Source organism: Acidiferrobacter sp., from assembly GCF_054609335.1.
The window spans coordinates 26,784-50,610 of sequence record NZ_JBTRWP010000020.1; the positions used below are offsets into that span (position 1 = coordinate 26,784).

A 23,827-nucleotide genomic window follows, 5' to 3' on the forward strand; every position below is an offset into this window, starting at 1 on the left:
TCCCTATGGCCCAGACACCATTGTGGAAACCATAGCCCTTAGATGAACATCCTGTCGCTTGCCGCAGACCATGGCGACACCATCATATGCGCCTGCTCAGACAATCGCGACTGGCATCCGGTATCGATACACACCCAAGGGCATCAATTCTCGGTACGCCGATAGAGCGCCATATAGGCGGAGTGACTCAAGACCTGAGTGCGCGCGACCGCAAGCACATCGTCTAGGTGGGCGGGTGTGCTAAGACCCACGAGCGTCGTGCCAAGACCCGGGGTTGAGCGATTGAACTGCAAGGCGCGCTGGGCATCGTTGGCAAGCCTCGGCATCGCCTGCACGAGGATGTCGATGGGCTGTTTGGCGAGATGCCCCTTGAAAAGGCCGTGACTTGCCACGGTATAGAGTTTGAGCGCAAGCGCCGCCTGTAAGGTCGAGGCCTCACCGCCGTCCCCCGTGATCTGATTGAAGCGCGAGAAGCCCTCCGGCATGACCGCATTGAACGGCAGTTCGATCAAGGCGAAGTGATGATCGCTCTCCGTGCCACCCACCGCCTTGGCGGCCTTTTGGGCGAGCGCCACGAGCGAGGCAAGCGACAGGAACAAAGCGTCATCGGTCGCCACCCGAAAGGCCTGGAAACTCGAAACCCCGTAGTAGGCGATCGCCCCTGCGCGCACGGCCTCCTCGAGCGCCACGAACACCGCGCCAAGCTTGTCGATCAGCGCGGCCTTGCCCACCGCCGGGATTTGCACCTCGGGCTGATCGATAAGGAAAGCATCCAGCGTCTCGACCCCCAGCGCCGCGCGACTCTGATCGATCTGGGCGCGGATATGCGCGGGACTCAAGACCTGCGTGCCCGCGCAGTCCTCGGGGCGGCCGAGCCCTTTGGCGATGATCTCGGTCTCGATATAGCTGGCAGGATCAGCAAGAGGCGTGCCCGGCAAGGTGACGAAGCCGCCCTTGGACATGAGCCATAAGGCCCTGCGATCCACGCCGTCGTCCAGGGCCCGGCGCAGGCCGACACCTATGGCACGCAACGAACGCCCATAACGGTAATGAGCCGCGGTATCGATGACATTCAGGCCATTGGTAAGCCCCTTATGCACAATATCGGCGATCGCCCGGTCGGTGTCGTCATCAGCCAATCCCGGGAAGGTTCCGAGGCCTATGGCACTTAACTTGATCCGCCCCTGAAAATCGCTGTAGTGGCCAGGATCGAAGGCACTCCCGTGGCTACGGCTGTAGGCAAGCGTCGCCTCGCGCGTCGCCACCCCCGGAATCGGCCCGGCCGGGCCTGCGCCTAAGAGGCCCACAGACACCTCTTCAGGGCCACATGACCCGAAAGCATGGCCACGAGTTCGCGGATCACGGGGCGTACCGGCCGCTCCTCGCCGTATTCCAAGCGGTCACGGAACAGATCCTCGTAGTAGGGCTCGTCCTCATCCTCGTCCCAACCGACCGCGCGCAGGGCACGGCTTGCGGCCTCCGGCAGTGCCACAGGCAGCGTGCGCCCCGAGAGCAGCCCCCACACGCCGGCCCAGGCCCGCGCCAAGAGCAGCGGATGGTATCCGCCGCCGCCCGTGGCGAGCACCGGGACCCCGACGGCCATGACCTGCTCGACGATCGAGAGGAAGCCTGCGGTGGAAAGCCGAAACCGGCCCAGGGGATCCCCGAACAAGGCATCGGTCCCGGTCTGCAAAACGACCGCATCTGGACGGAAACGCTCGACCACCGGTTGCCATACGTGATCGAACACCTCTCGATATTCCCGATCAGAGGTCTCGCGCGGCAAGGGCACGTTGAGGGCGCACCCGAGCGCCTTAGGCCCTCCCTGATCCTGCAGGCGGCCACCCTTGAACGGGTAAGCGTAGGCGGTGTCCATGTGGAGCGACAAGGTAAAGACTCCCACGTCATCCCAAAACGCCTGCTCGACCCCATCGCCGTGATGGGCGTCGATGTCGAGATACAAGACCCGCAGACCCGCATCGCGCAACCGCATGATGGCGAGAACGACATCGTTGAAGTAACAGAACCCGCGCGCCGCATCGGGGACGGCGTGATGCATCCCGCCTGCGGGGCTGAAGGCATGAGACGCGGAGAGGACAGCATCGGCCGCCTGCAGGCTGCCCCCGGTGGCAAGCGCCGGCGTGTAGTAAATCCCGGGGAAATAGGGGTTTTCTATGGTACCGATCTCGTGACGCGCCCGATCCGCCGCACGCACGCGCCCAAAGGCCTCGGTGCGTTTCAGCGCATTGACATAGTCGCGGGTATGAAAACGGGTCAACTCGGCGACGCTCGCCGGGCGCGACCGTACGTACTCCTCAGGCGTGAGCGCCCCGTAGGCCTCGATCACGTCGAAGGCGAGCGACACGCGCGGGATGGCAAGTGGATGATTACTTCCGTAGCTGGGCCGCCGATAGTGCGGGCCCGCAATGAAAACGGCCCGGCGCGCCACTCCCGGCCCCGCTGCCGCCTCGATCATTTCTCTTGCAGTCCGTGTTCTTTGATCGCGCGCGTGCGCATATAGAGGTAGGTGTGCCGCACCGTCCGCACCGCCATCGCCACGGGATTGGTCGGCAAGGCATCTTCGCGGCCGGAGGCGAGGCAATTGCGGTAATACACAAGCTCCCGCACATTATCGCGCACCGCGTTCAGGGAGGGGTCCCCCTTCACGAACGCCTTGAAGACCTCAAGGGGATCCGAATCCTCCCCCAGTCCCGGGATCGCCCGATCCGCGGCCTGCGCAAACGCCAACATCAAGCGATTGACCAAGCGCAAAGAGCTTTCCACAGTCGGAGCCAAGGGGAGCTTCCCTTCGCGCAGCCCGTCTTCCAGGACATGAATCTCGCGATCCACGTCGCGCATCACCGCCTCAAGCCCTGACGCCCCCATGATGCGCTAGACCTCCCGCCTCGTATTACGTAGAATTCGCTAATATTATCACACTGCCCAATCGCGGGCGGCGTCCGGGAGGCCCATGAAAAAGCTTGTGAAGCTCGTGCGTCTGAATAATCTCATCTACAACACCAACCGCGACCCTCAGGTCTACCGTCGCGTCCCCAAAAAGCCCTTCCGCATCCAGGCCCTACTCGAAGGCGAAGGGCGCGCCCGCGCGCAAGTCGTAGTCGACGGAGAGAATCAGGCGCGTTGTGATCAGCAGATCACCTTGCCCAACACCTTCACCTGCGAGTTTGCCTTCGACACCGCGGGCAGCCGCGTCGCGACCTTGGTCATCGAACAAGGCGGCGAAACCTTCCGTCAGGATCTGCGACTCGATGTCATGGAGCACGCCTGGGTCGGCTAATTACCAAGCGTATTGCGCCAGAAACTGCGGCAGGACGGTCACGATCTGCTCGCGCCCATAGAAGCGGTCGGCGCGCGACATGCGCATCTCGTCTTGGATGTCGGCGTCTCCGCCGAAACACAAGACCGCGATCTGCAGGAGATACTCCATACGCAACGTCCTGATCACGTCGATGGGGTCGAAGGCCTCGACCTCATCGAGATCCAGGAGCAGAAAGCGATAGAGCAGGATCTCGTTCCAGTCGCCGGCCTCATCCAGGGATGTGATCGCCACCATCTCCCAGTCCGGCGGCACCAGGGCGCGTAGCGTCTCGCGCAGGGCCACGTCGGCTGTCATGACCAAAAAACGACGCTTGAGGCGCGCGGCGATCGTCGGGGCCGTCATGCGCTAACCGCCCACCTCTTCCTCGTCCGCGCCAGGCCGGTAGAACTTCCCGAAATAAAAGTCGCGCCGGTCCAAATCCTCGTAGAGCGCCGCGCGCTCGCGCACCCCTTGCTCCACGATCTCGGCCATATAGCCCGCCTGCTCGCCATCCAGAATGAAGATGCGGCCAACCAAGTCGTCATCAATGTTCAGGAGTCGCGCGCTCAAGCCATCCGGAAAATCGATATACATCAGGAAGGACTGTACCTCGGGGTCCTCGGGATCCAGGGGCATCATCGTGACCTTGCCAAGCCAGGCGAGGCGCGCGGCCTGGTTGAACTGGCGGATCTCGAGTTTGCGGCCCCTGCGGTATTTGTTCAGTTCGTTTTTAATCTGCCCTACATCGGTGACCTTGATGGACTTCATGCCGACTCCCCGCCAAAGCGTCCATTCTAAGCCTGGCCCCGAGACAGGGAAAGCGGCAGGCGGATTCGCCCGCCGCTTTTGGCCATCAACCCCGGCGGCCGACGACCTGCCGTATCACCTTACGAATAGCGCCCGGTGCACTCATGATGTTCATAAAGCCGTGCGAACCCATCATGGAGGTATCCGGAAAGTTCACGGCGATGCGATAGCGGGGACGAAGAGCAATGACCCGCCGCCCCATCACCATCATTTCATAGGGAAGATAGGCGTAGCCGCGATAGCGGTGAGCATCAACGATATGCAGGATGTGGTGATCACCGCCCTTGCCGCTCTTGATCCCAAACCCAATGACCGTCGTGGGTTTCGGCGTCCCCGGCACGTTCACCTCATAGACGAATGAAGTACCGGCCACATGCCGGGCGAGGTTTGCGCGGATCGTAGTCAGCGCCGCCGCATGATTGGGGAACCGACGCGCACGGTACACATTATTGAAATAGGGCATAAAGAGCGCGTAGTGGTAGTTCCCGGGCTTCAACTCGTCGCGTGTAAGCCCCCGCCGCGACCCGAAAACCTTCATGGCGCCAAGTGCAGTCTTTAAGGCGGCGTCGGTCTTCGGCAAGGGGTGCAGTCCATAGGCCACCGCCAAGTAGTCCGGATTCACATAGGACACCTGCCATGTACTGTGCACCTTTGTGATCGAGATCCGCTCGACCGCTCCGAAGCCGCCATGGCGGGCCTGACCCGCGGCGTCCAACATCTCGGGATAGGTGGCACACATGATGGTCGTATTGTGAAACGGAACATATTGCCCCACGACATCGAAACCGTTCTTCGCCAAGGCCGCCCGGGTATCAGAAACGACTTTCGTCATCGCCTCCGAACCCGAAACCTTCTGACCCAGGACAAAGGGCTTGTAGCGCGTCTGGGCGGCTGCCGCGGTACCGATCGCGAGAGTCACGGCCATGCAACATCCCAACCACTGCCTTTTATCCATAATTCACCCCTTATTCTTCTTTCGCAAGAAAAAAGGGGGGCCGAGGCCCCCCATGTTCACACGATGTGAATCACAAGCGCTTTTATTATTAAAACTTCCATCCCCAGTTCGCCTCGACTTGGTACTCGTGCATGCTGATCTTGATCGGCGCACCGCCAAAGCCCGCGGGCGCATTGCCATAGACCGACTGGGGCAACCCGTACATGGCCGCCATCGTGAAGTCCTGGTGGCGCGCGGTGCGGACGGTGAAGCCCGCCGTGACGTGCCGCTGGATGACACCCGGCGCCAAGACATTCAGCATGACTTGCGAAGATGGGATCGGCTGGGTGTTATAGGCGAAGCCTACGCGAGCCGTCACCGTTCGATTTACAGCAATCTGATAACCGAGCTTGTAGACAGAGATATTCTGCCAGCCGAAGCCCGCACCCCCCGGCGCCCCCAAAGCATCCGCGTCCTGTGGGCTTGATTGGCATGTCCCCGTATTGGGATTACACCCCTCATCATTCGTGGGCCCAGGATTGGCGATCGCCGGGACATCGTTGTAGTAGATGCGCTGGAAGTCAAAGGCCAGAACCTGGCTTGAGGTTGGCTTGAAGGCAAGCCCTATGACGCCGTTCGCCGGAATATCAAAGCGTCCGCCGCCCGCGAAGAGACCCGAGTACTTCGAGAACTTCGACATGGACATGCGCGGCGAATAGGCCACCCCCAGGTTGATGCCCGGCATGAGACGGAACTGGCCACCAACCTTGAAACCTACACCGGTCGACGTCGAGACACCGTTGCCACTCAGATGCTGGGGATCCGTAGAATTGCCACCGAAGGCTCCAAGCCCGTCGGCGCTAAAAGTTTGGCGCGCAAAAATCAGGCTGAGGCCGACCGCATCATGCCGCATGAACTTGCGGGAGTACGTCGCTTGCACGAAGAGCTGTGACAAGTTTACGCCGGTCTGCCCGCCATAATAAGGGCCGCCCGCACCGGTGGTCGGGCTCGCCGCTGGTGAATGATAATTCGTGCTCATACCGCCGTTACCATAGATCGCGATACCAACGTAGTTGTTATGACTCAGGCGCTGGCTGTAGCCGACATGCGGGATCAAATAGAAGTTCGTGCTACTGCTGTGGCTACCCGGGCTAGGCATGCCCCCCACAGGCGCACCTGACGCGTAACTCCGATGCGGCCAGAACCCGGCCACACCCAGATCCAAACGGCTCCCCACGAAGGCAATGCCTGCGGGGTTGATCGCCTGAATCATGCTGTCTTGGGGGAGAGCGGCGGTGGCGCCAGCCATACCGTCACTGATGGAGCTGTATCCGAGCTGGAAGTAGCCAGCGGTCGTTGCAAGAGCGGTAGCAGGTAGGGCGATGGCGGCCGCGATGGCCGTAGCCAGCGTCCACTTCTTAGTACTCACCATGATGTCCTCCTATTGGACATGAACCACGAAAGGCGGCACGCATGCCGCGTCGTTCGCGTCTATTTGTATTTTTTGTCGTTAGAATCGTTATTGGCGGAACTCCAGACGCGAACAGACTCCGCAATATTCCCTAAGCGTCATCTTCCTGTCAATATGCACGAAGGATGTGATGATGAACTACGCGACCCCGGACAATGCGTCGCCATAAGCTAAACTTTATGGAAGACTCCACACAACATTAGGAGAGACTAATATGCGTCTCCGAACATCCATCATGCCCGCGGTGCTGATCGCAGTCGCCGGATTGGGCGCCGCCCACGCGTCGGGCTTCGCGCTCGCGGAGTTGTCAATCGCGGGATTGAGCGAGGCGGATGCCCTCGTCGCCAACACTGCAAGTATGGGCGCACTCGCCTATAACCCTGCCGCCATGGCGTTTCACAAAGGCGGATACGATCTCGGGCTTCTCGGGATAGACGTGCACACGCAGGTGACACCGACCGGCGGCACAGGGTCAGTCGTTGCGACCACCCCACACTGGGAGACGATGCCCAACCTCTTCTGGGCGGACAAGATCGCGCCGCACACACGCTTCGGGTTTGGTATAAATGAGCCTTATGGGCTGCAGATCGCGTGGCCTGCACAAACATTTTCTACGCTTGCCCAGGGACCGGCATCGGCGCTTGCGCCCACCTTCACCCAACTGCGCCTCTTTGACGTAGCACCGAGCTTCTCGTATCGCTTCGGCCATGTTGCCGTAGATGTCGGGGCCGATTACTACGACGCGCATCGGGTGGCTCTCGGAACGCCTGCGGCTACCGTCAGCGGATCAGGCGACCAGGTTGGTGCGCACGTGGGGGCCTTGGGACAATGGGGCCCGGTCAGCGTCGGCGCCAACTACCGCTCGGCCGCCAACGTGCCGCTCGACGGGACGCTCGCCTCGAATGCAGGCTCGATCCCCGTGAACGCCACCTTGCACCTGCCGTGGCAATTCGCGCTCGGTGTGCGCGATGCACTGAACACCAAGCTTGGGGTCGAATTTGACTTTGATCGTACAGGCTGGAGCCGCTTTAGCAATATCGCAGTCAATCCGGCGCCGGCGGTCGGCGGCCCCACCTTGCTCACGAGCACCTATGACTGGCAGCCCTCAAACGCCTATCGGCTGGGCTTTCATTACGCCCTGAGTCGGCATGTGAGACTGAGAGCGGGCTATGCCTATGACGTCACGGGGGCCACGAACGCGCACTTCTCGGCGCGCATCCCCGATGCGAATCGCCAGGAATTCAGTTTCGGGGCCAGTCAGCGCTTGGGGGCGTGGAGCTTGAGCGCGGGTTATATGTATGTGCTCTTCAACACCCGCACCTATGTGTCGAATACCGCCTTCAATGGCGGCGACCCCAACGGCACCAGTGCCTACGACGGGACATACAAGACCCACGCGCAACTGTTCGGCATCAGTATCGGCCGACGCTTCTCCTGAGCGGAGGCGGCCTGCGCCACTGACGAGAGGCCGGGGCGATCATGCCCCCGGCCTTCCTTGGCACCGCTATTGCGCTACAAGGTCCCGATGTCTTCGCCGGCCATCTGCCGCTTCACGATCTCGACATCGCGACGATTCAAGGCAAAGGGGAAGGAGCGGATGTCGGACGGGCTTGAATCGCCGTATGGACGGTTGCAGGCCGAGATCTCTTCGTCATCCTTGCCGGGGCAACCCGAGGTCTGAAAGGGCTTGCCCGAGGCGATGAGTTCGGCCACATCGGCCTCGCTCATGCCAAAGTCCACTACCCGACCCTCGTCGTCGAAATGCATGTCGCGGATGTGGCCGCCTGCGTAGTCGATGATGAACCGTGCAAGCTGTACGCGCCGCCATTGATCCTTGGAGACCGGGGCCCAATCCTCCATGAGCGAGCCGCGCTCCGGGAAGAACGCGAACATATGGTTGTGTCCGCCCATGTCCGTAATCTTCTGGGCCACCTCCAGGATCTCCCGCTCGGTCTCACCCATGCCACATATCAGGTGCGCACCAAACTTTTCGGGCCCAAAGACCTCGGCGGCCCATTCGAGGGCTTGCCAGTACTTGGCCCATTTGTGCGGGCTGTCGACGGCCTTGCCGCGGGTCCGGTCGAAGATCTCGGGGGTCACAGCGTCCAGGGCAATCGTGAAGATATCGGCGCCCGCGTCACGCAAGGCGATGAGATCGGCCTTCTCCATGGTCGTCGGGTTCGACAGGATCGAGACTGGGACGTGCGGCACGGCCGCGACCCAGCGCTTCAACAAGGTCATGGTGTCGCGATCCGACTCAGGGTGCGTGATCATCGAGATGCACATGCGCTGGAACTGCGACTTGTCGCTGCCGGCCTGCATGCGCTCGATCACCTCGTCATAACGCACCGCCGGCCAATCCACGCGAATGAAGTTCCGATCAGCGTAATCGCGCGCCTCTTCGCGATGGCGGGCAAGACCGCAGTAGGCGCAGTTGGCTCGGCACCCCTCCGAGTACGTCACGAGGAGGTTCAAGCAATGCGTACAGCCGGTCCTATGCATCTGGCCGGGAATGAGCCCGAGCGTGATGGCCGCCGCCGTCGACATCTGCACATACTCCGGCGACCGCATGTCCGGGGTCTTTACGTGGTAATTGGGCCGGTAGAACGTAATCGGCGTAACGGCGTCGGCGGTAGCGCTCATAGTAGGTCTCCTCAGCAGAACTTAAGGTGCGAAGTATTCACGAAACGCGATCCAGCCCCGCTTGTGGGTCGCGTCCAAATGGGCCGCCGGCGTGTGCCAGCGCTCCATCAACCATTGCCGGCGCGCCACGGCGCGCGCGAGGCTGTCAGCAAATTCGTCTTGCATATCTTCCGCGTATTCATCCAGGGCCCCCGCATCGCCCCCCAGGAACGCCACCGCCGCAAGTCCGGCACGTTCACCCGACACCACGGCGCTCGCGATCCCCGCTCCCGTGATCGGGTGCGTGAGACCCGCAGCGTCGCCCACGAACAGAATGTCTTCGTGGACCAAGGGCGTGCGCAGGCCACCGACTGGGATGCTGCCGCCCGTGCGCCCTAGAATCTCCGTGCCCACGACTCCTTCTTGCGCGAGCATCGCACAAAGGCGCTCAAGCGGCGCCTTGAGATCTTCCGCCAGATGCCGATCCGCCCCGAGACCGACATTAGCGACCGATCCACGTGGGAACAACCAGCCATAGCCGCCCGGGAACTCATCGGACAGCCAGATATCCGTGTCTGCATAAGGGCGACACAAAGGCATTTGGTATTGCCGTGTCTCCACGGTCTTCAGCGGTGCCAATCCCACCGCGCGCGCAACGGTCGAATGCGGCCCGTCAGCTGCGATCAGGATATTGTAGCGGGCCCGCTCGACATCGCCCTCCGGGCTTCGCAAGGTCACCATATGTTCATCAGGTTCGACCGCCTTAAGCGCCGTCTGGATACGCAGCAGGGCGCCGGCCTTCGAGGCCTCGGAGGCCAAGGCCTGGTCGAAGGCCGCACGGTCGACCATGAGCCCCGGGAAATCCGAATGCTCGCAGGCCCCCGAAGGCAGAACGCTGCGCATGCCACTGATCCGCTGCACGAGCGCGGGCTTCGCATAGCGCCCCATGGTCAGCGGCACAAACTCCGCACACTGCACGGGCTCCCCGACCGTCCGCCGCTTGTCGATCGCGAGCACTGAAAGCCCGGCCTGCGCCGCCGAAAGCGCAGCCGACGTGCCACCTGGCCCAAGACCTACCACCAGAACATCAAACGCCGACGCGTTCATGATCCTTGGGCTCTAGCGTCCGTATTGCCTCGTGCAGTACCCCCAGCAAGTCATCGGGGGTCAGCAATAACATGTCGACCTCACGGCCTGCAAAAAACTTTCCGACCACCTCGTCGATCCGTTCCAGGGCCAGATCCCGCAAGGCCGCCTCGAGATCAACGATAGTGCGGCGCGGATCGATGAAGAAATCCCCCGTGATGAAGACCTGCTTCAAGCGCCCGCGCGCTGTGTCCACCATCGCCATGACGCGCACGAGTCCGCCGGGCGTCTTACGCAAGGCGCTCGCCGTGGCCACCTCGAGACGAGGCCTATCGGTCTCGAAGACCCAGTCGTCGCCTGCCATCTCGACCTTATAGGTCTCATAGAGTTCGCGCTCCGCGGCAGTCAAGTCCCCCGCCTCGAAGTCCACCCCCAGACCTTCGGCAAAGGCTTGGACGAGCGCCGCCTGTACGGTCGCCACCGACGGCGTGGCGTCCGCCAGCAAGGCACGCAACGTCGTTATACGCTCCCGCGCCGAGGCGATCGCCTTACCCGAAAGCTTCTCGCGCGGGATCCGCAAGACCCGTAGCATGCGCTCGACGTCGAAATCGATCAGCACCGTGCCTTGGTAGAGCAGGGCCTCGCCATCAAAGGCCCCGCCAGTCCCGCCGATTTTACGCCCCTGCACCTCGATATCGTTGCGCGGGCGGAACGCTGCCTGCACGCCCAGCGACTGCAGTCCCCGTACCGCCATCCCGCACGCCTTGCGCGCAATCTCCATCATATCGGCCGTCGCGAACGTGCGACGATCCACGAAGAGCTCCCACCCGATTTGACCTTGATCACAATAAAGCGCGCCGCCGCCCGTTATGCGCCGCGAGATCGCGATGCCCTCGTTACGGCAGTAATCGAGGTCCAGCTCCTGGGACGCGCTTTGATGGAAACCGATAAGCGCGGACGGCTCGAAACGCAAAAAACGCAGTGTATTGGGGGCACCCGCCTGACAAGACTCGAGCAAGGCGCGATCAAGCGCCATATTCTCAGACGCAGGACGCAGGCCCGTGTCGAGGAGGCGCCAGGGACGGCTCATGCCCCGCAGCAACCCGATCGGCCTTCGCCTCCGATCACCTTGACCCGACCGAAGACCGCTTGCCGCTTCTGGGCCTCGCGCCGCTCGCGCTCCTGCCGCACGATCTCCGCAAGGTCGATCTCGAGACCTGCGTTGGCATCATCCATCGCCAGCACCTCATCGCCCACTGCAATCGAGCAGCAGGCCGGGGTAACGCGCACCCGACGATCGAGACGGGCGGCAAGCTCCACCATGCCGTCACTTGGGTGCGCCATACCATCGACCCCCGCCATGACCGCATAGGCATCGATCAGCCGCTTCACCGAACCTGCAGGCCGCGCGCAACCCAGCAGCAAAGGCGTGTCCGACAAGATGTCACGGGCGTCGCCAAAGAACTGTCCCACCTCGTGAGCATCAGGTGCGACAAAGGGTCGCGACTCGCTTGCGTAGGTCGGCATGACCACGACAAGCACCAGCGCCGCAGGCTTATGGCGCGCGACCATCTCGAGCGCGTTCCATTCACCGAGCAACTGCCCGTAATGGAGCCCCACCACGATGTGCGGCACCACCTTCATAGAGGTCGCAGTCAAGGCCTCCAGCGCCCGCTCGAAATCGTCGACCGAGCGCCGCAAGTGATAGACCTGGGTGATGGTATCCTGCGCGCCAATCACATCCATCATGGCGGCATCGATCCCGGCATCGGCCATGCGCGCGGCTATGGCCGCATCGACCAAGGCCGTATGCATCGCGATCCGAAATTGGGGAAACTCGTCTTTGATGCGCCGAATGGTCGGGTAGTAGGCATCGTATTCCACCTCGTTGCGGTGGTTAGACCCCCCCGTCAACAACATCCCTCCCGCCCCCTGCGCGACGATGTCATTGACCGTCCGCCACAAGTCCTCCGGCGTCCGCGCCGGCATCATCGGCTCCAGGATCTTCGCCTTGCAGTGATCGCAATTCAGTTTGCAATCACCGCCTGTGATCGAGACCGCGGGCCATGCGCTGCGCCCGCAGTCCTTGATCTCACTACTGGCGTAACTCTTGAAAGTCGGCGTGTAGAAGTTGATCCCGGGGAGCGCCCGGTCTGGCGCCGACAAGCGCTCGATGAGGCCCTTGTCGAACACCAGATCTTCCAGCGGTTCGACCGCCTCGAGGATTTCCGACCACGCGCTCATGAGACCCCTTCGTAAACGCAAAAGGCGCGATCGCCTCGCGCCTTTTGTCCTAGCAGCCTTTAAAGCCTTCGCTATCCATCTTGCCTTCGAAGGCCTTGACGGCATCGCCGCCCACCTTCAACGACTTGGACTCGCCGTCCCAATCGGTGGGCTTCATCTTCACGATCCAGCCCTCGCCGTAGGGGTCTTTGTTGATGAGACCCGGCTTGCTCGTCACCGCGTCATTCACGGCCACCACCGAGCCCGTCACTGGCGTCTTCACGGGGCCCACCCACTTGCCCGACTCGACCGTCGCGCAGGACTTATCCTTGGCGACGTCCTTGCCGACCTTCTTCGGGGTGTAGGCGACGATTTCGCCAGCCAGCGAACACGCGTAGGCCGTGAGCCCAACCGTGACGGTGCCATCGGCTTCGCGTCGGGCCCAGACGTTGTTATCGACGTTGTAACTCAAGTCTTCCGGAATATTACAGCCGCGTACCGAAGCCATTCAGCAAAGCCCTCCCGTGTCGTCAGAAATGACCCGCATAGATACTGCCGATGCAGGACAGGTTGCAATCCCTAGTATGTCTGATCCTACAAAACTCTAAAAAAACAACACCTTGTCGCAAGACAATATCAAGTCCGCCAGCGTACCGCCACTGGAGCACTCGTCGACCTCAGCGATAATATCCGCTTTTTCGTCCATTTTATAGCCCGGCAAGGCCGGCAGACACAGGTGGAGCTTCACCCCCGCCGCCTTGGCGTCGCGCATAAATTCGATGACGCGCTTACCCCCTTCCATGGCCACTAAATTCTCCGCCACGCCCTTCTTCAGGAGGTTTACGCCCTCCATGGTAAAAAAAATGCGCACATCAGCATCCATGGATGCCAGAATCGCGCCTAGATAGAAGGGTGTGGCGCAGCGATGGGGCGTCGACGGGCCGCTCGTCATGACGATCAAGACCGACTTTTCGGCTTGGTCGAGATAGTGGTCGTCGGTCATCAACGTGCGCCCCGCGTACATTTGATGTCCTCGCGAACGCAGCGCTCGGCGTAGCCCCGCGCTGCCTCCTCGCCTGTGACAAGCGCTTCTAGCACCTCGTCTATGGGCGCCACGGGTTTCACGCGCGCTACCCAGGCTTCGTACGGCTCGACGTTCAGGAGATTCGGATCCTCCAAAACTTCTTTATTCCCCTCCTCGATCACGCAATCGAAGACGTTGGGTATGGGGCCCGCCCACTTGCCACTTTCAATGGTGGCGACCGGCTTACCGGCCGGCCGCAAGGTTCCGGGTCTACGCACCCGCGCATGCAGGATTTTTCCCGCGATCGCCTGCGAGATATCCGTCATGCCGATCGTGATCGTGCCGCTTTCCTCGCGGCGCAGCCAGATCTGAAACTCGCGGTCGTAGTACAGTTCAGGGCGAAACTCGCAGCCGTTATACTCCACCGGACCCCGGTCCTCCGTGCGCCGTCCTTAGTCTCAAAGCGAAGCCCATATCCACCAGAGCGCTTTAGGCTACACCCTTTTCCCTAAGGAATGCCATGGAGTCGCTGATGTTCTCGTGGATCCCGACCTTACGCGCCGACATGCCCATAGCAAGCCCCAGGAGCTGCGTAAAATAAACGATCTTTACGTTCGTCGTGATACCAAACTCCTTCTCCGCACGCACTTGATGCATCTCAAGCCCCGAATGGCAGGTCGGGCATTCGGTCGCGATCACCTCCGCGCCCGACTCCTCGGCCGCCTGCAGAATATTGAGCACAAGCTGAGTCGAGGTATCGGAATCTGACAGGGTGTGCGCCCCGCCACAGCACGCAGTCTTCAGCGGGAAGTCCACGTTCACGGCCCCCGCGGCAGCCAACAGGTCGTCCATGAAATGGGGCTTGTAGGACGACTCCGAACCCGGCCCCTGATCCTTTTCAGGAAAGATCTGGCGAGGGCGCGTATACATGCAGCCGTAGTAGTTGGCGATCTTCACGCCGTTTAGGCTCTTCGAGATCTTCGCCTTGACGCCCTCAGGTCCCAACTCCTCCATCAACCATTCGAGCAGGTGGACCGTGCGAACATCGCCTTTGTAGACCGGATCATCGGCCTTCTTGGCCAGGTCCTGCACGGTCTTCAGGTGCTCTTCGGATGTCGCGAGTTCGTATTCAGTCTTCTTCAAATTGTGGTAGCAGCCGTTGCACGGCGCCATCACCGTGTCGTAGCCCATTTTCTCGCTCGCGATGGCGAGATTGCGCGCCGACATATAAGTCTGGAGCATGGGGTGAACATTCTTCACCTCCATCGCTCCGCAGCAGCTATAGTCCTCGAGATTCTCCATCTTGAGACCGAGCTTGTCGACTAGCACGCGCGTCGACTTGTCGTAAGGGCCGCCAGAGCCTTCCAGAGCGCAGCCGGGGTAATAGGCAACTTTAGACATGGACCGCCTCCTTTGGCATAGCGCGCGCCTTGCGCGCGATCTCTTTCTGTTCGTGAACGTATTCGCGCAAAACGTCGCCCGTGCGACCCCAGGATTTGGTCCGCGGCTTGAACACGAGATGAAGCCCCATATGCATAAGGAAGGTCAATGGGAAATACTTCGTCATACGCTTGCCGATCTCGATCAACCATGGCGGCATCAGAGACTGGTTGGTCTTACGTAGAAAGTTCAGGAGAACGCGCGTGTCCTCGATGCGCCCGGTCGCGTAGACCTGATCAAGGAACTCGGTATCGAAGATCGTCGACTTGCTCTCCGGCGTATGCCCCTCCTCCTCGAGCCAGTGGGCGAGCGCCTTCATGACGCCCTCGGGCTTCACATCCTTCGGGCAGATATTCGTGCAGCGGTTGCACGAAACGCATGTCCAGATGATGTCCTTGTCCTTCAAAATTTCTTTCTTCAGGCCAAGATTCGTGAGATAGATCCAATAGCGGGGATTGAAGTCAGTGTTCTGGGCGTAGACCGTGCAGGAATTCGTGCACGAGCCGCACTGCCAGCAGCGGTGCACATTCTCGCCGCCCGAGAAGGTCCGGATTTGGCGCGCGAAGTCCGTATCGTAGTCGGTCAGATACCGCGGCAACACCATCGTATTCCAATGCCCGGACACATCGACGCCATCCAAGACCAAGTTGTCGCTGGTCTGGATACGTTCCGCATCGATCAGTGATTTCTCGTGAATAGCCATGTCAACCGTCTCTCCTGATTGCGCTCAATGCAGCACCTTCTTTACACGCGATTCCGTGCGCCGCGCCGCGTCAATTCCCAAAATCTTTTTTACCACCTCAAGCGGGTCGCTCTTGCCCCCAAAGTCGGCATTCAAAAGCCCCATGCCACTCGACAAAGCCCGCATATAGTCCGCATAGGCATGCGCGAGAAACATGTCGACGATGAACTCCGGGTCCCGATACATCCCATTCTCAGCCATACGCTCGGCAAGCCACCTGCGCCCCGCCTCGTACACACCCGGGTCGCTCCCGAGCGGTACTTTATCCAGGGTGTCGCCACCTTTGACGAACTCCCGCAAGGCCCCCGTATGCGTCGCCTGATCCCACACCCAACGGCTCATGAGCGGATAACGCGTGGGGTCCCGGAAATGCAGCATCTCGGCGCCCACGTCCAGCAACGCACGCCGGACCTTGCGCTCACCCTTCTCCCCTTCGCTCGACACGGCCGGTATCACCTGCGCGAAGGTCACGAGCCGCTCACCCACGGGCTGCGTCCCGTATATGAGATCGCGAACCGCCTCCCGCGTCGCGGTGGCTCCGTAACTCTCGAACGATGGCCAGACCCGCTTGCGCGCCGTCATGACCGTCTCGAGTAGAGTCTCCAAGGTCTCGGGTACAAAATCGTCCAGGGCGTCGCGAGCGAGCGCGCGGGCAAACAGCTGACGCTTGGTCTCGAGCGCCGCAACAAAGGGCTCGATCCCGCCGCTGTCCCCCAGCATCTCGACGAATTGCGCGAACTTGTGAGCGAATACGCGCCCATCGAGCTCCGCGCCGAGCGCCACAGGCTCCACGGCCTCGGCGTCGGCGCTATTCCCGCGCGCCGCCTCAGGCGCTCTTTTGAACCAGAGCATCGAGATCCGCGACAGCGCGCAGAGCGGCCGCCGTGCCTTGCGAGATCGAGTCATCGATCGTCTCTGGCGCCAATGCGGCTCCCACCGCATAGATGCCGCGCCGAGTCGTGCCGCAGGTGTTGGTGTAATGCTCGGCCCGGTCTATAAAGCCGTGCTTCTCGAGCCCGACACCGAACACCCGTGCTATCTCCGGGTTATCCTCGTTCGGATCCATGCCAATGGCATGCACGACCAGATCCATCGGGATCACGATCGGACGCTTGACAAGCGTATCCTCACCCTTGACCAGCAGACGACCATCCGGTGCACGCGTCACTTCCGCGATACGCGCCTTCACAAACTTCGTCTTGAACTCCTCTTGGGACTTCCAGTAGAAGCGGTCCTCATAGAGCCCGAAGGTGCGGATGTCCATGTAGTAAATGAACACGTCCGTCGTAGGCGATAACTCCTTGATCTCCATCGCCAAGTTGGTCGATACGGTGCAGCAGATCTTCGAGCACCACTCGCGCCCGATCTGCCGGTCGCGCGAACCGACGCAGAGAAGGATCGCCACACGCTCCGGCACTCGCCCATCCGAGGGACAGGCAATCTTGCCGGCCGCCACCATCTGCTCGACCTGGGTCGTCGTCACCACGTCTTCGTAGGTCCCAAAGCCCCACTCGGGCTTGTTGATGGAATCGAAGTGCGTGAAGCCAGTGGCCAGAATGACGGATGCGCACTCCACGGACGTGCCGTTCGACAAGGTCGCGGTGAATTTCCCGGCCTCACCCGCAAGCTTCGTGACCTTGGTCTCCTTATAGATCGTCACGCTCTTCGACTCTTCGACGCGCTTGACCATCCGCCCCATTGCGTCGCGAGCCCATTCGCCAGACGGCACGAGCTTAGCGTAGCCCGACAATATCGGCGTCCCACCAAGCTTCGCAGCCTTATCAACGAGAACCGCCTGCGCACCGCTCGCCGCCACCCCTGCCGCTGCTGCCAGCCCCGCTGGGCCGGCTCCAACCACCAATACCGTCTTTTGCATCGCTTACGCCTTGCCCCCCAGAGCCAACTCAGGATTGTAGAGATATTCGATATTGCCCTGCTCGACCTGCTTCAGGTACTTCTCGAAATCGCCCTTTGCCTTGTTCCAGTCGATCCCCATCTTCTCGACGAGCTCCTCACAGGGGCTGGCATGCCATTGCAGCTGGACGATCTTGAAGGGGTCCGCTCCGCACGCCAAGGCCGCAAGTTGCACGTCCGCCATGATCGGCACCTGGAAGTTCTGACCATGCGCCTTGCCGATCCACTGGTTCTTATCCATCGTTGTAATACAACCCGTGTCGTTCCCGATCATGACGTCCGCGTTCGCTTCCTGGCGCGCCACCTTGATCTTGCGATCCATGGTGAACGAGCGGGTAAACTCGCGCTCCGAAATGATGTGGCGGAACCCAAAACCGCAGCAGTCGTACCACGTCGAGTAGTCGATCACCTGAGCACCCAAGGCCTCGGCGATGGCAGTCCCGATCGCTGTACGGTTGCCATTCAAGGTTTCCGGGTCATACACAGCGTCCTCATGGACCATCTTGTAGTAATGGCAAGCTACGTGCATGGTCACGCGGATGTTGGACATGTCGATCGTCTGCAGCTCCGAGGCGATGCGCTTGCGCATAACGTGCACCCACTCAGAGTAATGGACGATCTCCTCAGGGATCACAAGCTTACCGTCGACGAGGCGGCCGAGTTTTCCAAGAATCTTGGTGACCTTCTCACGCAGTTCGGATGACTCGATCAGATACTTGCGAATCTCCTTGTAATTTCCGAAGGATGTTCCGCAATGGACCAGCGGGAAGAAGTGGCCGAGTTCGAAACCATGCTGCTTGCCGGACACATAGGCCTGGTGGAAATTCCGCAGAAACACCGCGGCCAGCGACTCCACGTTCCCGATGCCCGATCCGTGATAATTCCAGGCCGTGCACGAAGTCTGGTCGGTCTCGTCCAGATAGTCTTTGCCGGGGACAAAGCCGAACTTATTCATGAACCAGAGAAGCGAGGTGGGGTATCCGGGGATATTGCCGCATTGGCCACAAGATTTATGGTGCCAGAGCTGCTTTGTCGGGATCTTCTTGTCCCAGCCAAAGAGGGTCTTTACCATCTTGGGCTCGTGCTCGTCATTGATACGATGCACGATAATCTGACCGTCCTTCTCCAGCTCCCACATGTGGTCACGGATATCGTCCATGCGGTCAGCGAGATCAAGCGTGCGCCGATCGACCTGCTTACGCACCCACTCGGTGGCCTTGGCGGCGTCCGCCCCGGATAGGTTCGTCTGCTGGAAAAAGGATCCGTGGCCGGCAACTCCCTGACCATCGGTGTTGTGAAAACCAGGTTTCATCGTGCCTGCGCCTGCGCCCGCCGCCTGCGCGTTGTGATTGCCGGGGCTCTGATCTGTCGGTTTCATAGGCTATCTCCTCAGGCTCTACATTCGTCACGCTTTAGACCATAATCGAGGGCCGACCGAGCTCAGTCGTCCTTCTGGTCCTCTTGGGCTTCCAGCCAATCGCTGTAGTCCTCGCGCTTTTCGTCGATGAAGTCCTCGATCACGTCAAAGAGGTTTTCATCGACGATCTGCAACGCGTCCATCACGCCCGTCATCTCCCATATGGTATACATCTCCACCGAAGTTTTGAGAGAGACCTCCCAGGCGGTATCCGTGGTCTGAAGGGTGCGCACCGGTATCGCCTTGCGCAATATCTTGAGGTCACCCTCGACCTTCTGGATGTTCGGGCCCCAGTCCGGGAAGTGATCCGGCTGAATCATGTCCGGGGACAGCTGATTCCCGGTCGTAATCAGCTTCAGCATCACCCGTCCGAAAGGCCGGAGGACATCCTTGGCCGACTGCATACCATGCTTGATAGAGACTTCGCGCATGATGGCGATGAGGCCGCCGGGCGAATTCTTGAACGGGCAACGCGCCGCACAGGTCATGCACTGCGCGCAGGCCCAGATCTTTTCCTGCATGGCATCGTAGATTTGTTCAACGTTTTCCGTCCAGAGGAGCTGGACGATCTCGCGAGGACTGAAGTCGTAGAAGTGCGCGGCGGGGCAAGTCGCGGTACAGATACCACAGTTGAGACAGCCGTTCAGTTCGTGATCGTAACGAAAATCATTACGAATATCTTCGTAAATCTCTCGCATCTCCGCGTAAGTCGCCATTACTTGCTCCTTCGACGCTTCGGAATATTAGTAATTACTAATAATTTACTCGACAAGCCCACCGAAGTCCACTCCGGAAGACCAGTGATCGGATATCCGATAAAGACCTACATGAAAAGACAGATATCCGACTCGCCCGCAAACTCGAAGAACGTGGCGGCCCCGCCCATCTCGATGCCCGGAATGAAATCGCTGGGGTTGAACCCGAAGAGATCCACCGTCATCTGGCAGCCTATCATCTTGACATCGGCCTCGGCACAGAGGTTCCGCAGATCCTCGAGACTCGCTACGCCCTTGGACTTCATCTTCTGCTTCATCATGATCGTCATCACACTCTGCATGCCCGGCAGGGCCTGCAGAAGCACCGGCATGGGCATAGGCATGGGCATGCCTGGATTGCCGAGCGAGGTAACCTTGAGGTGATCAAGACTCTTGCGGAGGAGCTGCAGGCCGTAGAAGGTAAAAAATATCTGAACTTCGTAACCGAGGGCGGCGGCTGTAGACGCCAGGATGAAGGGCGGGTAGCCCCAATCCAACGTGCCCTTCGTAGCGATAATGGCGAGTTTCTTCGTGGTCATTGGGGGCTCCTCCTGTTGACCGTCGTCAACTATGCCTTTTTGCGGAGTACAAACGTAAATTCGCCGTTTGCCTCACCTGATTCGACAAGCTCATTTCCAGTCTGTTTGGCAAAGGCCTGGAAATCTTTGATAGCGCCCGGGTCGGTTGCCACCACCCTCAGAGTCTGGCCGCCCGTCAAGTCATTCAGCGCCTTCTTGGTGCGCAAAATGGGTAATGGGCAGTTCAGGCCGCGGGCATCCAATTCTTTATCGAAAGTCGCCATGATTTCCTCCACATTTCATACATGAATAATCTCGGTTTCGCGACGACCCGGACGATGCCATCCCGCGGTCCGCACCCATCCATGACCCCTACTCCCTATCGTACCCGCACCGCCTGCGCTACGGACTTTCGGTCCCCGCGGCCATGCGCGTCTTGCCTGCCGCCCCTATAGAGAGATTCGTTAGCTCGGGGAGACGACCGGCAAGCCGTTTCGCACCCACGCCATGATACCGCCGCGCAGGTTGTAAAGCTTATCGTGGCCTTGTTGCCGCAAATACTGACACGCCTGCGACGACCTTCCACCGGATTGGCAATAAAAGACCACCGCTTGCCCTTTGTCAAGCGTGCCTGCGCTCACGGGTAGAAGATGAAGCGGGATGGATCGCGCGCCCGGAATGGTCCCGCGCGCCACCTCGGCGGGGGTCCGGACATCGACGAGGACGAGCTTGTCGTCGCCGTCTTGTAAGAGCCTCTGAAGGTCCATGGGATCCAGGTCCTGAAATGCGACCATATACAGACGAAACCTCTCTTATGTAACAAAGTCGTGAAATACTGATGTAGCCCGGCAGCTTGCACCGTTTTGACGCGGTATGCAAGCCTCGCTAGGGCGGTTTCGGCGTTGCTCGACCCAAGGGCCCGTGCTAGAGTCCCGCGCACGCCCTGAACCGGAGGCATAAGACCTTGAAAAAAGATGATTTCAAGCCCGACACCCGCTATACAGTCGCATGGCGGGACTATGAGGGAAAGATTCGGCCGGCCAATCTCTATGTATACCGGCTCTATGAGAACTGCATGATCGCCCGCAAGACCGACCACAGCGGATTCCTGTACAAAATCGGCTACGACCAGATCCTGAAGATCGTCAAAGAAGTCGCGGTCAGCAAAGAGTTGCAATTCCGCATACCGGACGCCGTCTTGAAGGAGTCTTCTTGGACGGATCGCACTGTCATGGAGCGCTACTCCAGCTCGCCGGCGCTGGGGAAGTAAACGGGCGAACTCTGATGGGCAAACGGCTCGGGTTTGCGCTGCTTGCCCTGATCTCCTCAAACCCGGCGGCGGCCGATCTCGGCCGTCTGCCGAATCTTGGGCACCCGTCGGCAGTCGTGATGTCGCGCGCCCAACAGGCGGCCTTCGGACGCGCCTTCCTTTTGCATGCCCGCAAGACCTTTCGGTTCGTCAAGGACCAGGACGCCTTGGCCTTCGTTCGAACCCTGGGCCGGCGGCTGGTTGCGGCAAGCTTCGATCCACAGATCGATTTCCATTTCTACATTATTAAGAACCCGGTCGTAAACGCCTTCTCGGTTCCCGGAGGCTACGTCTTCATCAATAGCGGGGCCATCATGGCCGCCCGCAACGAGGACGAGCTCGCGGCCGTCATATCGCACGAGATCTCGCACGACACTCAGCGCCACATCCCGCGGCTTATCGCCATGTCTCACAAACTATCCTGGGCGGCGCTCGCCGGTATCCTGGCCGGCGCACTGCTCATGGGTACCTCGCAATTCGAGGGCGGGGCGGCGGCGATGTCCCTAAGTTCCGCGGGACTTGCCGACGAGACCCTGAAGCATGAGCGCGGCTACGAATCGGAAGCGGATCATTTTGGGCTGCGCACCATGGTGCGGGCCGGCTTTAACCCTCATGCCATGGCGGCGTTCTTCCGACGACTTAAAACCTACGATCGATTCATGAGCGTCGATATCCCGGAATCCTGGCGTAACCACCCAGCGACCGATATCCGTATCGCGGAGGCCGAAAACCTGGCGGCCCGCTACCCCGACCCCCCGATTCGCGATCGTCCCGCGTTCGACCGCTTCCAGGCCGCGCTTATTGCCGAGCAGGGCAGCCCCTACACAGCCGCTGAACGAGTAGCCGAAGACCTGAGGGGCCGACACGACCAGTCCGCCGCGGTTTACGGAAAGGCCTTGGCTGATATGCGCCTCGGACGATTCACAAAGGCCCGGCAGATCCTTGGGGCACTGATCCAGGCCTCTCCGGATACCATCGCCTACCGTACGGCCCTCGCCGACCTCTGGCGGGAAACAGGCCACTTGCGGGCCGCCGTCGGCGTCCTCGAAGAGACACGCGCCCTCCGCCCCCAAAGCCTATGGATCGGGAGACTCACGGCCCGTGCTCTGCTCGCGGCAGGCCAATCTGCCCGCGCCCATAGGCTTGTGAAGCAACTCCTGGATCGCGACCCCTACCGTGCCAACCTCTACCGCGCGCTCGCCCACATCTACGGACGGCACCACGACTATCTCCATGCGCACGAGGCCTTGGCCGAAGCCCTGTTCCTGGAGGGCAACGCCAAAGGCGCCGCCCAGGAACTGAAGCTTGCCGCCCCGTTTGCGAAGAGACCCGCCGCCCGCGGGCGCCTTCAAACTCTGAAGGTCGCGTTCAAGGAAGGCTGGAACGTCCCGCCATCGTTTCCCTGAGGCGCGGAAGCGCCGCCTCAGGGCCACGACGGACTGCGTTCCCCCAATATTCCCTTGACGCCACTACAGATCGGTCGCTATGGTTGAAGCGGCGACGATTGTCCGACGATTGTCGCAACTATAAAAACCCCAATAAAATGCTTTGAGCACTAGGAGGAAGCATGGGCACTAAGACCGCGTTACACGCGGTACGGGCAATTGCGATCGGCGCAGGCCTGCTCCTCGCGCCCCTGGCCATGGCCGCGGGCCGCGCCCCGACAGCGAAAGAATGCGCCGCGCACCCCACGGACACGGCTCAAAAAGGCGGCTGCATCGTCATCAATAGAGCGCTTGGCAACTGCATGGCTTGCCATGTCATCGCGGGAACCACTATGGATGGCAACGTCGGGCCGGCGCTACGTGATCTGCGAACACAGTTCCCGAATAAGCAGGCCTTGTTCGAGCAGATCTACGATCCCACGATGAACGACCCTCACACCGCGATGCCGCCCTTCGGCAAAGACCACATCCTGACCAAGACGCAGATCCGCGAGGTCGTAGATTTTCTTTGGACCCTATAAGACGCTCCTAAACCCTTTAAATAACAGGATGACGGTATGAACCTTCCACGCAGAACCTTTTTGAAACAGGCGTTCTCGGGTTCGGCCCTGGCGGTGGCAGCAGGCGCAGGCCTCTTGCGTCCGGGCCAGGCCCTAGCCCACACTTGGCCGACCTGGCCGCAGGCGATCTTCCATGAAAAGAAGATACCGGTGGTCTTGCATGAACTCTTCGGCCATCGGCCGATCGTTCAGGGCGGCCTGCACCTCCATGCGCCGCTCGAGGCCGAAAACGGAGCAGTGG

Annotated in this window: 29 protein-coding genes; 6 read left to right on the forward strand and 23 right to left on the reverse strand. The window is 60.6% G+C overall.

The features are described from left to right. Positions 1-143: 143 nt before the first annotated feature. From ACYCTF_RS07080 to ACYCTF_RS07090, 3 genes are read right to left on the reverse strand one after another with little or no spacing between them, the layout of a single operon-like run. A complete protein-coding gene (locus ACYCTF_RS07080; protein ID WP_461283076.1) occupies positions 144-1,307 on the reverse strand; it encodes an aldo/keto reductase in 1,164 nt (387 codons plus the stop codon). Beyond that, positions 1,295-2,476 carry an acetoin utilization protein AcuC gene (locus ACYCTF_RS07085; protein WP_461283075.1) on the reverse strand — a complete coding sequence of 394 codons (1,182 nt, stop codon included), beginning with the start codon at positions 2,474-2,476 and terminating at the stop codon, positions 1,295-1,297. Before ACYCTF_RS07085 ends, ACYCTF_RS07080 begins: the two co-directional genes overlap by 13 nt. Continuing rightward, positions 2,473-2,886 (reverse strand): hypothetical protein, encoded by a 414-nt coding sequence (locus ACYCTF_RS07090; protein WP_461283074.1) that lies wholly within the window; start codon positions 2,884-2,886, stop codon positions 2,473-2,475. Before ACYCTF_RS07090 ends, ACYCTF_RS07085 begins: the two co-directional genes overlap by 4 nt. A gap of 85 nt (positions 2,887-2,971) precedes the next feature. On the opposite strand from ACYCTF_RS07090, the gene ACYCTF_RS07095 reads away from it, so the two are divergent. Continuing rightward, complete coding sequence (locus tag ACYCTF_RS07095) at positions 2,972-3,298, forward strand: hypothetical protein (protein WP_461283073.1); 327 nt, start codon at positions 2,972-2,974, stop codon at positions 3,296-3,298. On the opposite strand, the gene ACYCTF_RS07100 is transcribed toward ACYCTF_RS07095, so the two are convergent. The 4 genes from ACYCTF_RS07100 to ACYCTF_RS07115 all read right to left on the reverse strand — a co-directional run bounded on the left by ACYCTF_RS07100 (position 3,299) and on the right by ACYCTF_RS07115 (position 6,492). Then, entirely contained in the window at positions 3,299-3,682 is a 384-nt protein-coding gene (locus ACYCTF_RS07100; RefSeq protein WP_461283072.1) for a hypothetical protein, read from the reverse strand. Between the two features lie 3 nt (positions 3,683-3,685). After that, the gene (locus ACYCTF_RS07105) at positions 3,686-4,087 is read right to left on the reverse strand and encodes a hypothetical protein (RefSeq protein ID WP_461283071.1); all 402 of its coding nucleotides are present in this window, start codon (positions 4,085-4,087) and stop codon (positions 3,686-3,688) included. Positions 4,088-4,172: 85 nt separating this feature from the next. Next, positions 4,173-5,051 (reverse strand): hypothetical protein, encoded by an 879-nt coding sequence (locus ACYCTF_RS07110; RefSeq protein WP_461283070.1) that lies wholly within the window; start codon positions 5,049-5,051, stop codon positions 4,173-4,175. Positions 5,052-5,169: 118 nt separating this feature from the next. Beyond that, complete coding sequence (locus ACYCTF_RS07115) at positions 5,170-6,492, reverse strand: OmpP1/FadL family transporter (RefSeq protein WP_461283069.1); 1,323 nt, start codon at positions 6,490-6,492, stop codon at positions 5,170-5,172. Positions 6,493-6,745: 253 nt separating this feature from the next. Here ACYCTF_RS07115 and ACYCTF_RS07120 point away from each other — a divergent pair, with 253 nt between their 5' ends. Beyond that, positions 6,746-7,969: an OmpP1/FadL family transporter gene (locus ACYCTF_RS07120; protein WP_461283068.1), complete on the forward strand. Its 1,224-nt coding sequence runs from the start codon at positions 6,746-6,748 to the stop codon at positions 7,967-7,969. Between the two features lie 74 nt (positions 7,970-8,043). On the opposite strand, the gene ACYCTF_RS07125 is transcribed toward ACYCTF_RS07120, so the two are convergent. From ACYCTF_RS07125 to ACYCTF_RS07200, 16 genes are all read right to left on the reverse strand, one after another. Further along, the gene (locus ACYCTF_RS07125; protein ID WP_461283067.1) at positions 8,044-9,174 is read right to left on the reverse strand and encodes a radical SAM protein; all 1,131 of its coding nucleotides are present in this window, start codon (positions 9,172-9,174) and stop codon (positions 8,044-8,046) included. 21 nt (positions 9,175-9,195) lie between these two features. After that, a complete protein-coding gene (locus ACYCTF_RS07130) occupies positions 9,196-10,260 on the reverse strand; it encodes a geranylgeranyl reductase family protein (protein ID WP_461283066.1) in 1,065 nt (354 codons plus the stop codon). Beyond that, positions 10,241-11,329, reverse strand: coding sequence for a lipoate--protein ligase family protein (locus ACYCTF_RS07135; RefSeq protein ID WP_461283065.1), 1,089 nt, complete (start codon positions 11,327-11,329; stop codon positions 10,241-10,243). The genes ACYCTF_RS07130 and ACYCTF_RS07135 overlap by 20 nt, the downstream gene beginning before the upstream one ends. After that, a complete protein-coding gene (locus tag ACYCTF_RS07140) occupies positions 11,326-12,483 on the reverse strand; it encodes a radical SAM protein (protein ID WP_461283064.1) in 1,158 nt (385 codons plus the stop codon). The genes ACYCTF_RS07135 and ACYCTF_RS07140 overlap by 4 nt, the downstream gene beginning before the upstream one ends. 49 nt (positions 12,484-12,532) lie before the next feature. Beyond that, the gene (gene gcvH, locus ACYCTF_RS07145; RefSeq protein WP_461283063.1) at positions 12,533-12,970 is read right to left on the reverse strand and encodes a glycine cleavage system protein GcvH; all 438 of its coding nucleotides are present in this window, start codon (positions 12,968-12,970) and stop codon (positions 12,533-12,535) included. 96 nt (positions 12,971-13,066) lie between these two features. Beyond that, positions 13,067-13,465, reverse strand: coding sequence for a DsrE family protein (locus ACYCTF_RS07150; protein WP_461283062.1), 399 nt, complete (start codon positions 13,463-13,465; stop codon positions 13,067-13,069). Next, positions 13,465-13,911 (reverse strand): biotin/lipoyl attachment domain-containing protein, encoded by a 447-nt coding sequence (locus tag ACYCTF_RS07155; protein ID WP_461283061.1) that lies wholly within the window; start codon positions 13,909-13,911, stop codon positions 13,465-13,467. Before ACYCTF_RS07155 ends, ACYCTF_RS07150 begins: the two co-directional genes overlap by 1 nt. 64 nt (positions 13,912-13,975) lie before the next feature. Then, positions 13,976-14,887, reverse strand: coding sequence for a CoB--CoM heterodisulfide reductase iron-sulfur subunit B family protein (locus ACYCTF_RS07160; protein WP_461283060.1), 912 nt, complete (start codon positions 14,885-14,887; stop codon positions 13,976-13,978). Further along, positions 14,880-15,629, reverse strand: a complete 750-nt coding sequence (locus ACYCTF_RS07165; RefSeq protein ID WP_461283059.1) for a 4Fe-4S dicluster domain-containing protein — start codon at positions 15,627-15,629, stop codon at positions 14,880-14,882. The genes ACYCTF_RS07160 and ACYCTF_RS07165 overlap by 8 nt, the downstream gene beginning before the upstream one ends. 24 nt (positions 15,630-15,653) lie before the next feature. Continuing rightward, a complete protein-coding gene (locus ACYCTF_RS07170) occupies positions 15,654-16,520 on the reverse strand; it encodes a hypothetical protein (RefSeq protein WP_461283058.1) in 867 nt (288 codons plus the stop codon). Further along, the gene (locus tag ACYCTF_RS07175; RefSeq protein WP_461283057.1) at positions 16,495-17,544 is read right to left on the reverse strand and encodes an FAD-dependent oxidoreductase; all 1,050 of its coding nucleotides are present in this window, start codon (positions 17,542-17,544) and stop codon (positions 16,495-16,497) included. Before ACYCTF_RS07175 ends, ACYCTF_RS07170 begins: the two co-directional genes overlap by 26 nt. 3 nt (positions 17,545-17,547) lie before the next feature. After that, positions 17,548-18,960, reverse strand: coding sequence for a heterodisulfide reductase-related iron-sulfur binding cluster (locus ACYCTF_RS07180; protein ID WP_461283056.1), 1,413 nt, complete (start codon positions 18,958-18,960; stop codon positions 17,548-17,550). A 62-nt stretch (positions 18,961-19,022) separates the two neighbouring features. Beyond that, on the reverse strand, positions 19,023-19,697 hold the full coding sequence (locus tag ACYCTF_RS07185; protein ID WP_461283111.1) for a 4Fe-4S dicluster domain-containing protein: 675 nt from the start codon (positions 19,695-19,697) through the stop codon (positions 19,023-19,025). Positions 19,698-19,822: 125 nt separating this feature from the next. After that, entirely contained in the window at positions 19,823-20,293 is a 471-nt protein-coding gene (gene dsrE2 / locus ACYCTF_RS07190; protein WP_461283055.1) for a sulfur carrier protein DsrE2, read from the reverse strand. 29 nt (positions 20,294-20,322) lie between these two features. Further along, positions 20,323-20,556: a sulfurtransferase TusA family protein gene (locus ACYCTF_RS07195; protein ID WP_461283054.1), complete on the reverse strand. Its 234-nt coding sequence runs from the start codon at positions 20,554-20,556 to the stop codon at positions 20,323-20,325. A gap of 180 nt (positions 20,557-20,736) precedes the next feature. Continuing rightward, positions 20,737-21,066: a rhodanese-like domain-containing protein gene (locus tag ACYCTF_RS07200; protein WP_461283053.1), complete on the reverse strand. Its 330-nt coding sequence runs from the start codon at positions 21,064-21,066 to the stop codon at positions 20,737-20,739. A gap of 170 nt (positions 21,067-21,236) precedes the next feature. On the opposite strand from ACYCTF_RS07200, the gene ACYCTF_RS07205 reads away from it, so the two are divergent. The 4 genes from ACYCTF_RS07205 to ACYCTF_RS07220 all read left to right on the forward strand — a co-directional run. Next, a complete protein-coding gene (locus ACYCTF_RS07205; protein WP_461283052.1) occupies positions 21,237-21,542 on the forward strand; it encodes a hypothetical protein in 306 nt (101 codons plus the stop codon). A gap of 14 nt (positions 21,543-21,556) precedes the next feature. Continuing rightward, positions 21,557-22,987 carry a M48 family metalloprotease gene (locus tag ACYCTF_RS07210; protein WP_461283051.1) on the forward strand — a complete coding sequence of 477 codons (1,431 nt, stop codon included), beginning with the start codon at positions 21,557-21,559 and terminating at the stop codon, positions 22,985-22,987. Positions 22,988-23,148: 161 nt separating this feature from the next. Next, a complete protein-coding gene (gene soxX, locus ACYCTF_RS07215) occupies positions 23,149-23,547 on the forward strand; it encodes a sulfur oxidation c-type cytochrome SoxX (protein ID WP_461283050.1) in 399 nt (132 codons plus the stop codon). A gap of 36 nt (positions 23,548-23,583) precedes the next feature. Further along, positions 23,584-23,827, forward strand: a 244-nt coding sequence (locus ACYCTF_RS07220; protein WP_461284757.1) for a twin-arginine translocation signal domain-containing protein, incomplete at its 3' end; no start/stop codon positions are given.

Bases quoted from the DNA above. Each gene is read 5' to 3' on its own strand.
- gcvH (WP_461283063.1), bottom strand. From the start codon at position 12,970: ATGGCTTCGGTACGCGGCTGTAATATTCCGGAAGACTTGAGTTACAAC.
- ACYCTF_RS07135 (WP_461283065.1), bottom strand. From the start codon at position 11,329: ATGAGCCGTCCCTGGCGCCTCCTCGACACGGGCCTGCGTCCTGCGTCT.
- ACYCTF_RS07140 (WP_461283064.1), bottom strand. From the start codon at position 12,483: ATGAGCGCGTGGTCGGAAATCCTCGAGGCGGTCGAACCGCTGGAAGAT.
- ACYCTF_RS07170 (WP_461283058.1), bottom strand. From the start codon at position 16,520: ATGCTCTGGTTCAAAAGAGCGCCTGAGGCGGCGCGCGGGAATAGCGCC.
- ACYCTF_RS07160 (WP_461283060.1), bottom strand. From the start codon at position 14,887: ATGTCTAAAGTTGCCTATTACCCCGGCTGCGCTCTGGAAGGCTCTGGC.
- soxX (WP_461283050.1), top strand. From the start codon at position 23,149: ATGGGCACTAAGACCGCGTTACACGCGGTACGGGCAATTGCGATCGGC.
- ACYCTF_RS07150 (WP_461283062.1), bottom strand. From the start codon at position 13,465: ATGACCGACGACCACTATCTCGACCAAGCCGAAAAGTCGGTCTTGATC.
- ACYCTF_RS07090 (WP_461283074.1), bottom strand. From the start codon at position 2,886: ATGGGGGCGTCAGGGCTTGAGGCGGTGATGCGCGACGTGGATCGCGAG.
- ACYCTF_RS07195 (WP_461283054.1), bottom strand. From the start codon at position 20,556: ATGGCGACTTTCGATAAAGAATTGGATGCCCGCGGCCTGAACTGCCCA.
- ACYCTF_RS07200 (WP_461283053.1), bottom strand. From the start codon at position 21,066: ATGGTCGCATTTCAGGACCTGGATCCCATGGACCTTCAGAGGCTCTTA.
- ACYCTF_RS07105 (WP_461283071.1), bottom strand. From the start codon at position 4,087: ATGAAGTCCATCAAGGTCACCGATGTAGGGCAGATTAAAAACGAACTG.
- ACYCTF_RS07130 (WP_461283066.1), bottom strand. From the start codon at position 10,260: ATGAACGCGTCGGCGTTTGATGTTCTGGTGGTAGGTCTTGGGCCAGGT.
- ACYCTF_RS07125 (WP_461283067.1), bottom strand. From the start codon at position 9,174: ATGAGCGCTACCGCCGACGCCGTTACGCCGATTACGTTCTACCGGCCC.
- ACYCTF_RS07210 (WP_461283051.1), top strand. From the start codon at position 21,557: ATGGGCAAACGGCTCGGGTTTGCGCTGCTTGCCCTGATCTCCTCAAAC.
- ACYCTF_RS07095 (WP_461283073.1), top strand. From the start codon at position 2,972: ATGAAAAAGCTTGTGAAGCTCGTGCGTCTGAATAATCTCATCTACAAC.
- ACYCTF_RS07175 (WP_461283057.1), bottom strand. From the start codon at position 17,544: ATGCAAAAGACGGTATTGGTGGTTGGAGCCGGCCCAGCGGGGCTGGCA.
- dsrE2 (WP_461283055.1), bottom strand. From the start codon at position 20,293: ATGACCACGAAGAAACTCGCCATTATCGCTACGAAGGGCACGTTGGAT.
- ACYCTF_RS07180 (WP_461283056.1), bottom strand. From the start codon at position 18,960: ATGAAACCGACAGATCAGAGCCCCGGCAATCACAACGCGCAGGCGGCG.
- ACYCTF_RS07165 (WP_461283059.1), bottom strand. From the start codon at position 15,629: ATGGCTATTCACGAGAAATCACTGATCGATGCGGAACGTATCCAGACC.
- ACYCTF_RS07100 (WP_461283072.1), bottom strand. From the start codon at position 3,682: ATGACGGCCCCGACGATCGCCGCGCGCCTCAAGCGTCGTTTTTTGGTC.
- ACYCTF_RS07185 (WP_461283111.1), bottom strand. From the start codon at position 19,697: ATGCGAGAGATTTACGAAGATATTCGTAATGATTTTCGTTACGATCAC.
- ACYCTF_RS07085 (WP_461283075.1), bottom strand. From the start codon at position 2,476: ATGATCGAGGCGGCAGCGGGGCCGGGAGTGGCGCGCCGGGCCGTTTTC.
- ACYCTF_RS07120 (WP_461283068.1), top strand. From the start codon at position 6,746: ATGCGTCTCCGAACATCCATCATGCCCGCGGTGCTGATCGCAGTCGCC.
- ACYCTF_RS07110 (WP_461283070.1), bottom strand. From the start codon at position 5,051: ATGGCCGTGACTCTCGCGATCGGTACCGCGGCAGCCGCCCAGACGCGC.
- ACYCTF_RS07115 (WP_461283069.1), bottom strand. From the start codon at position 6,492: ATGGTGAGTACTAAGAAGTGGACGCTGGCTACGGCCATCGCGGCCGCC.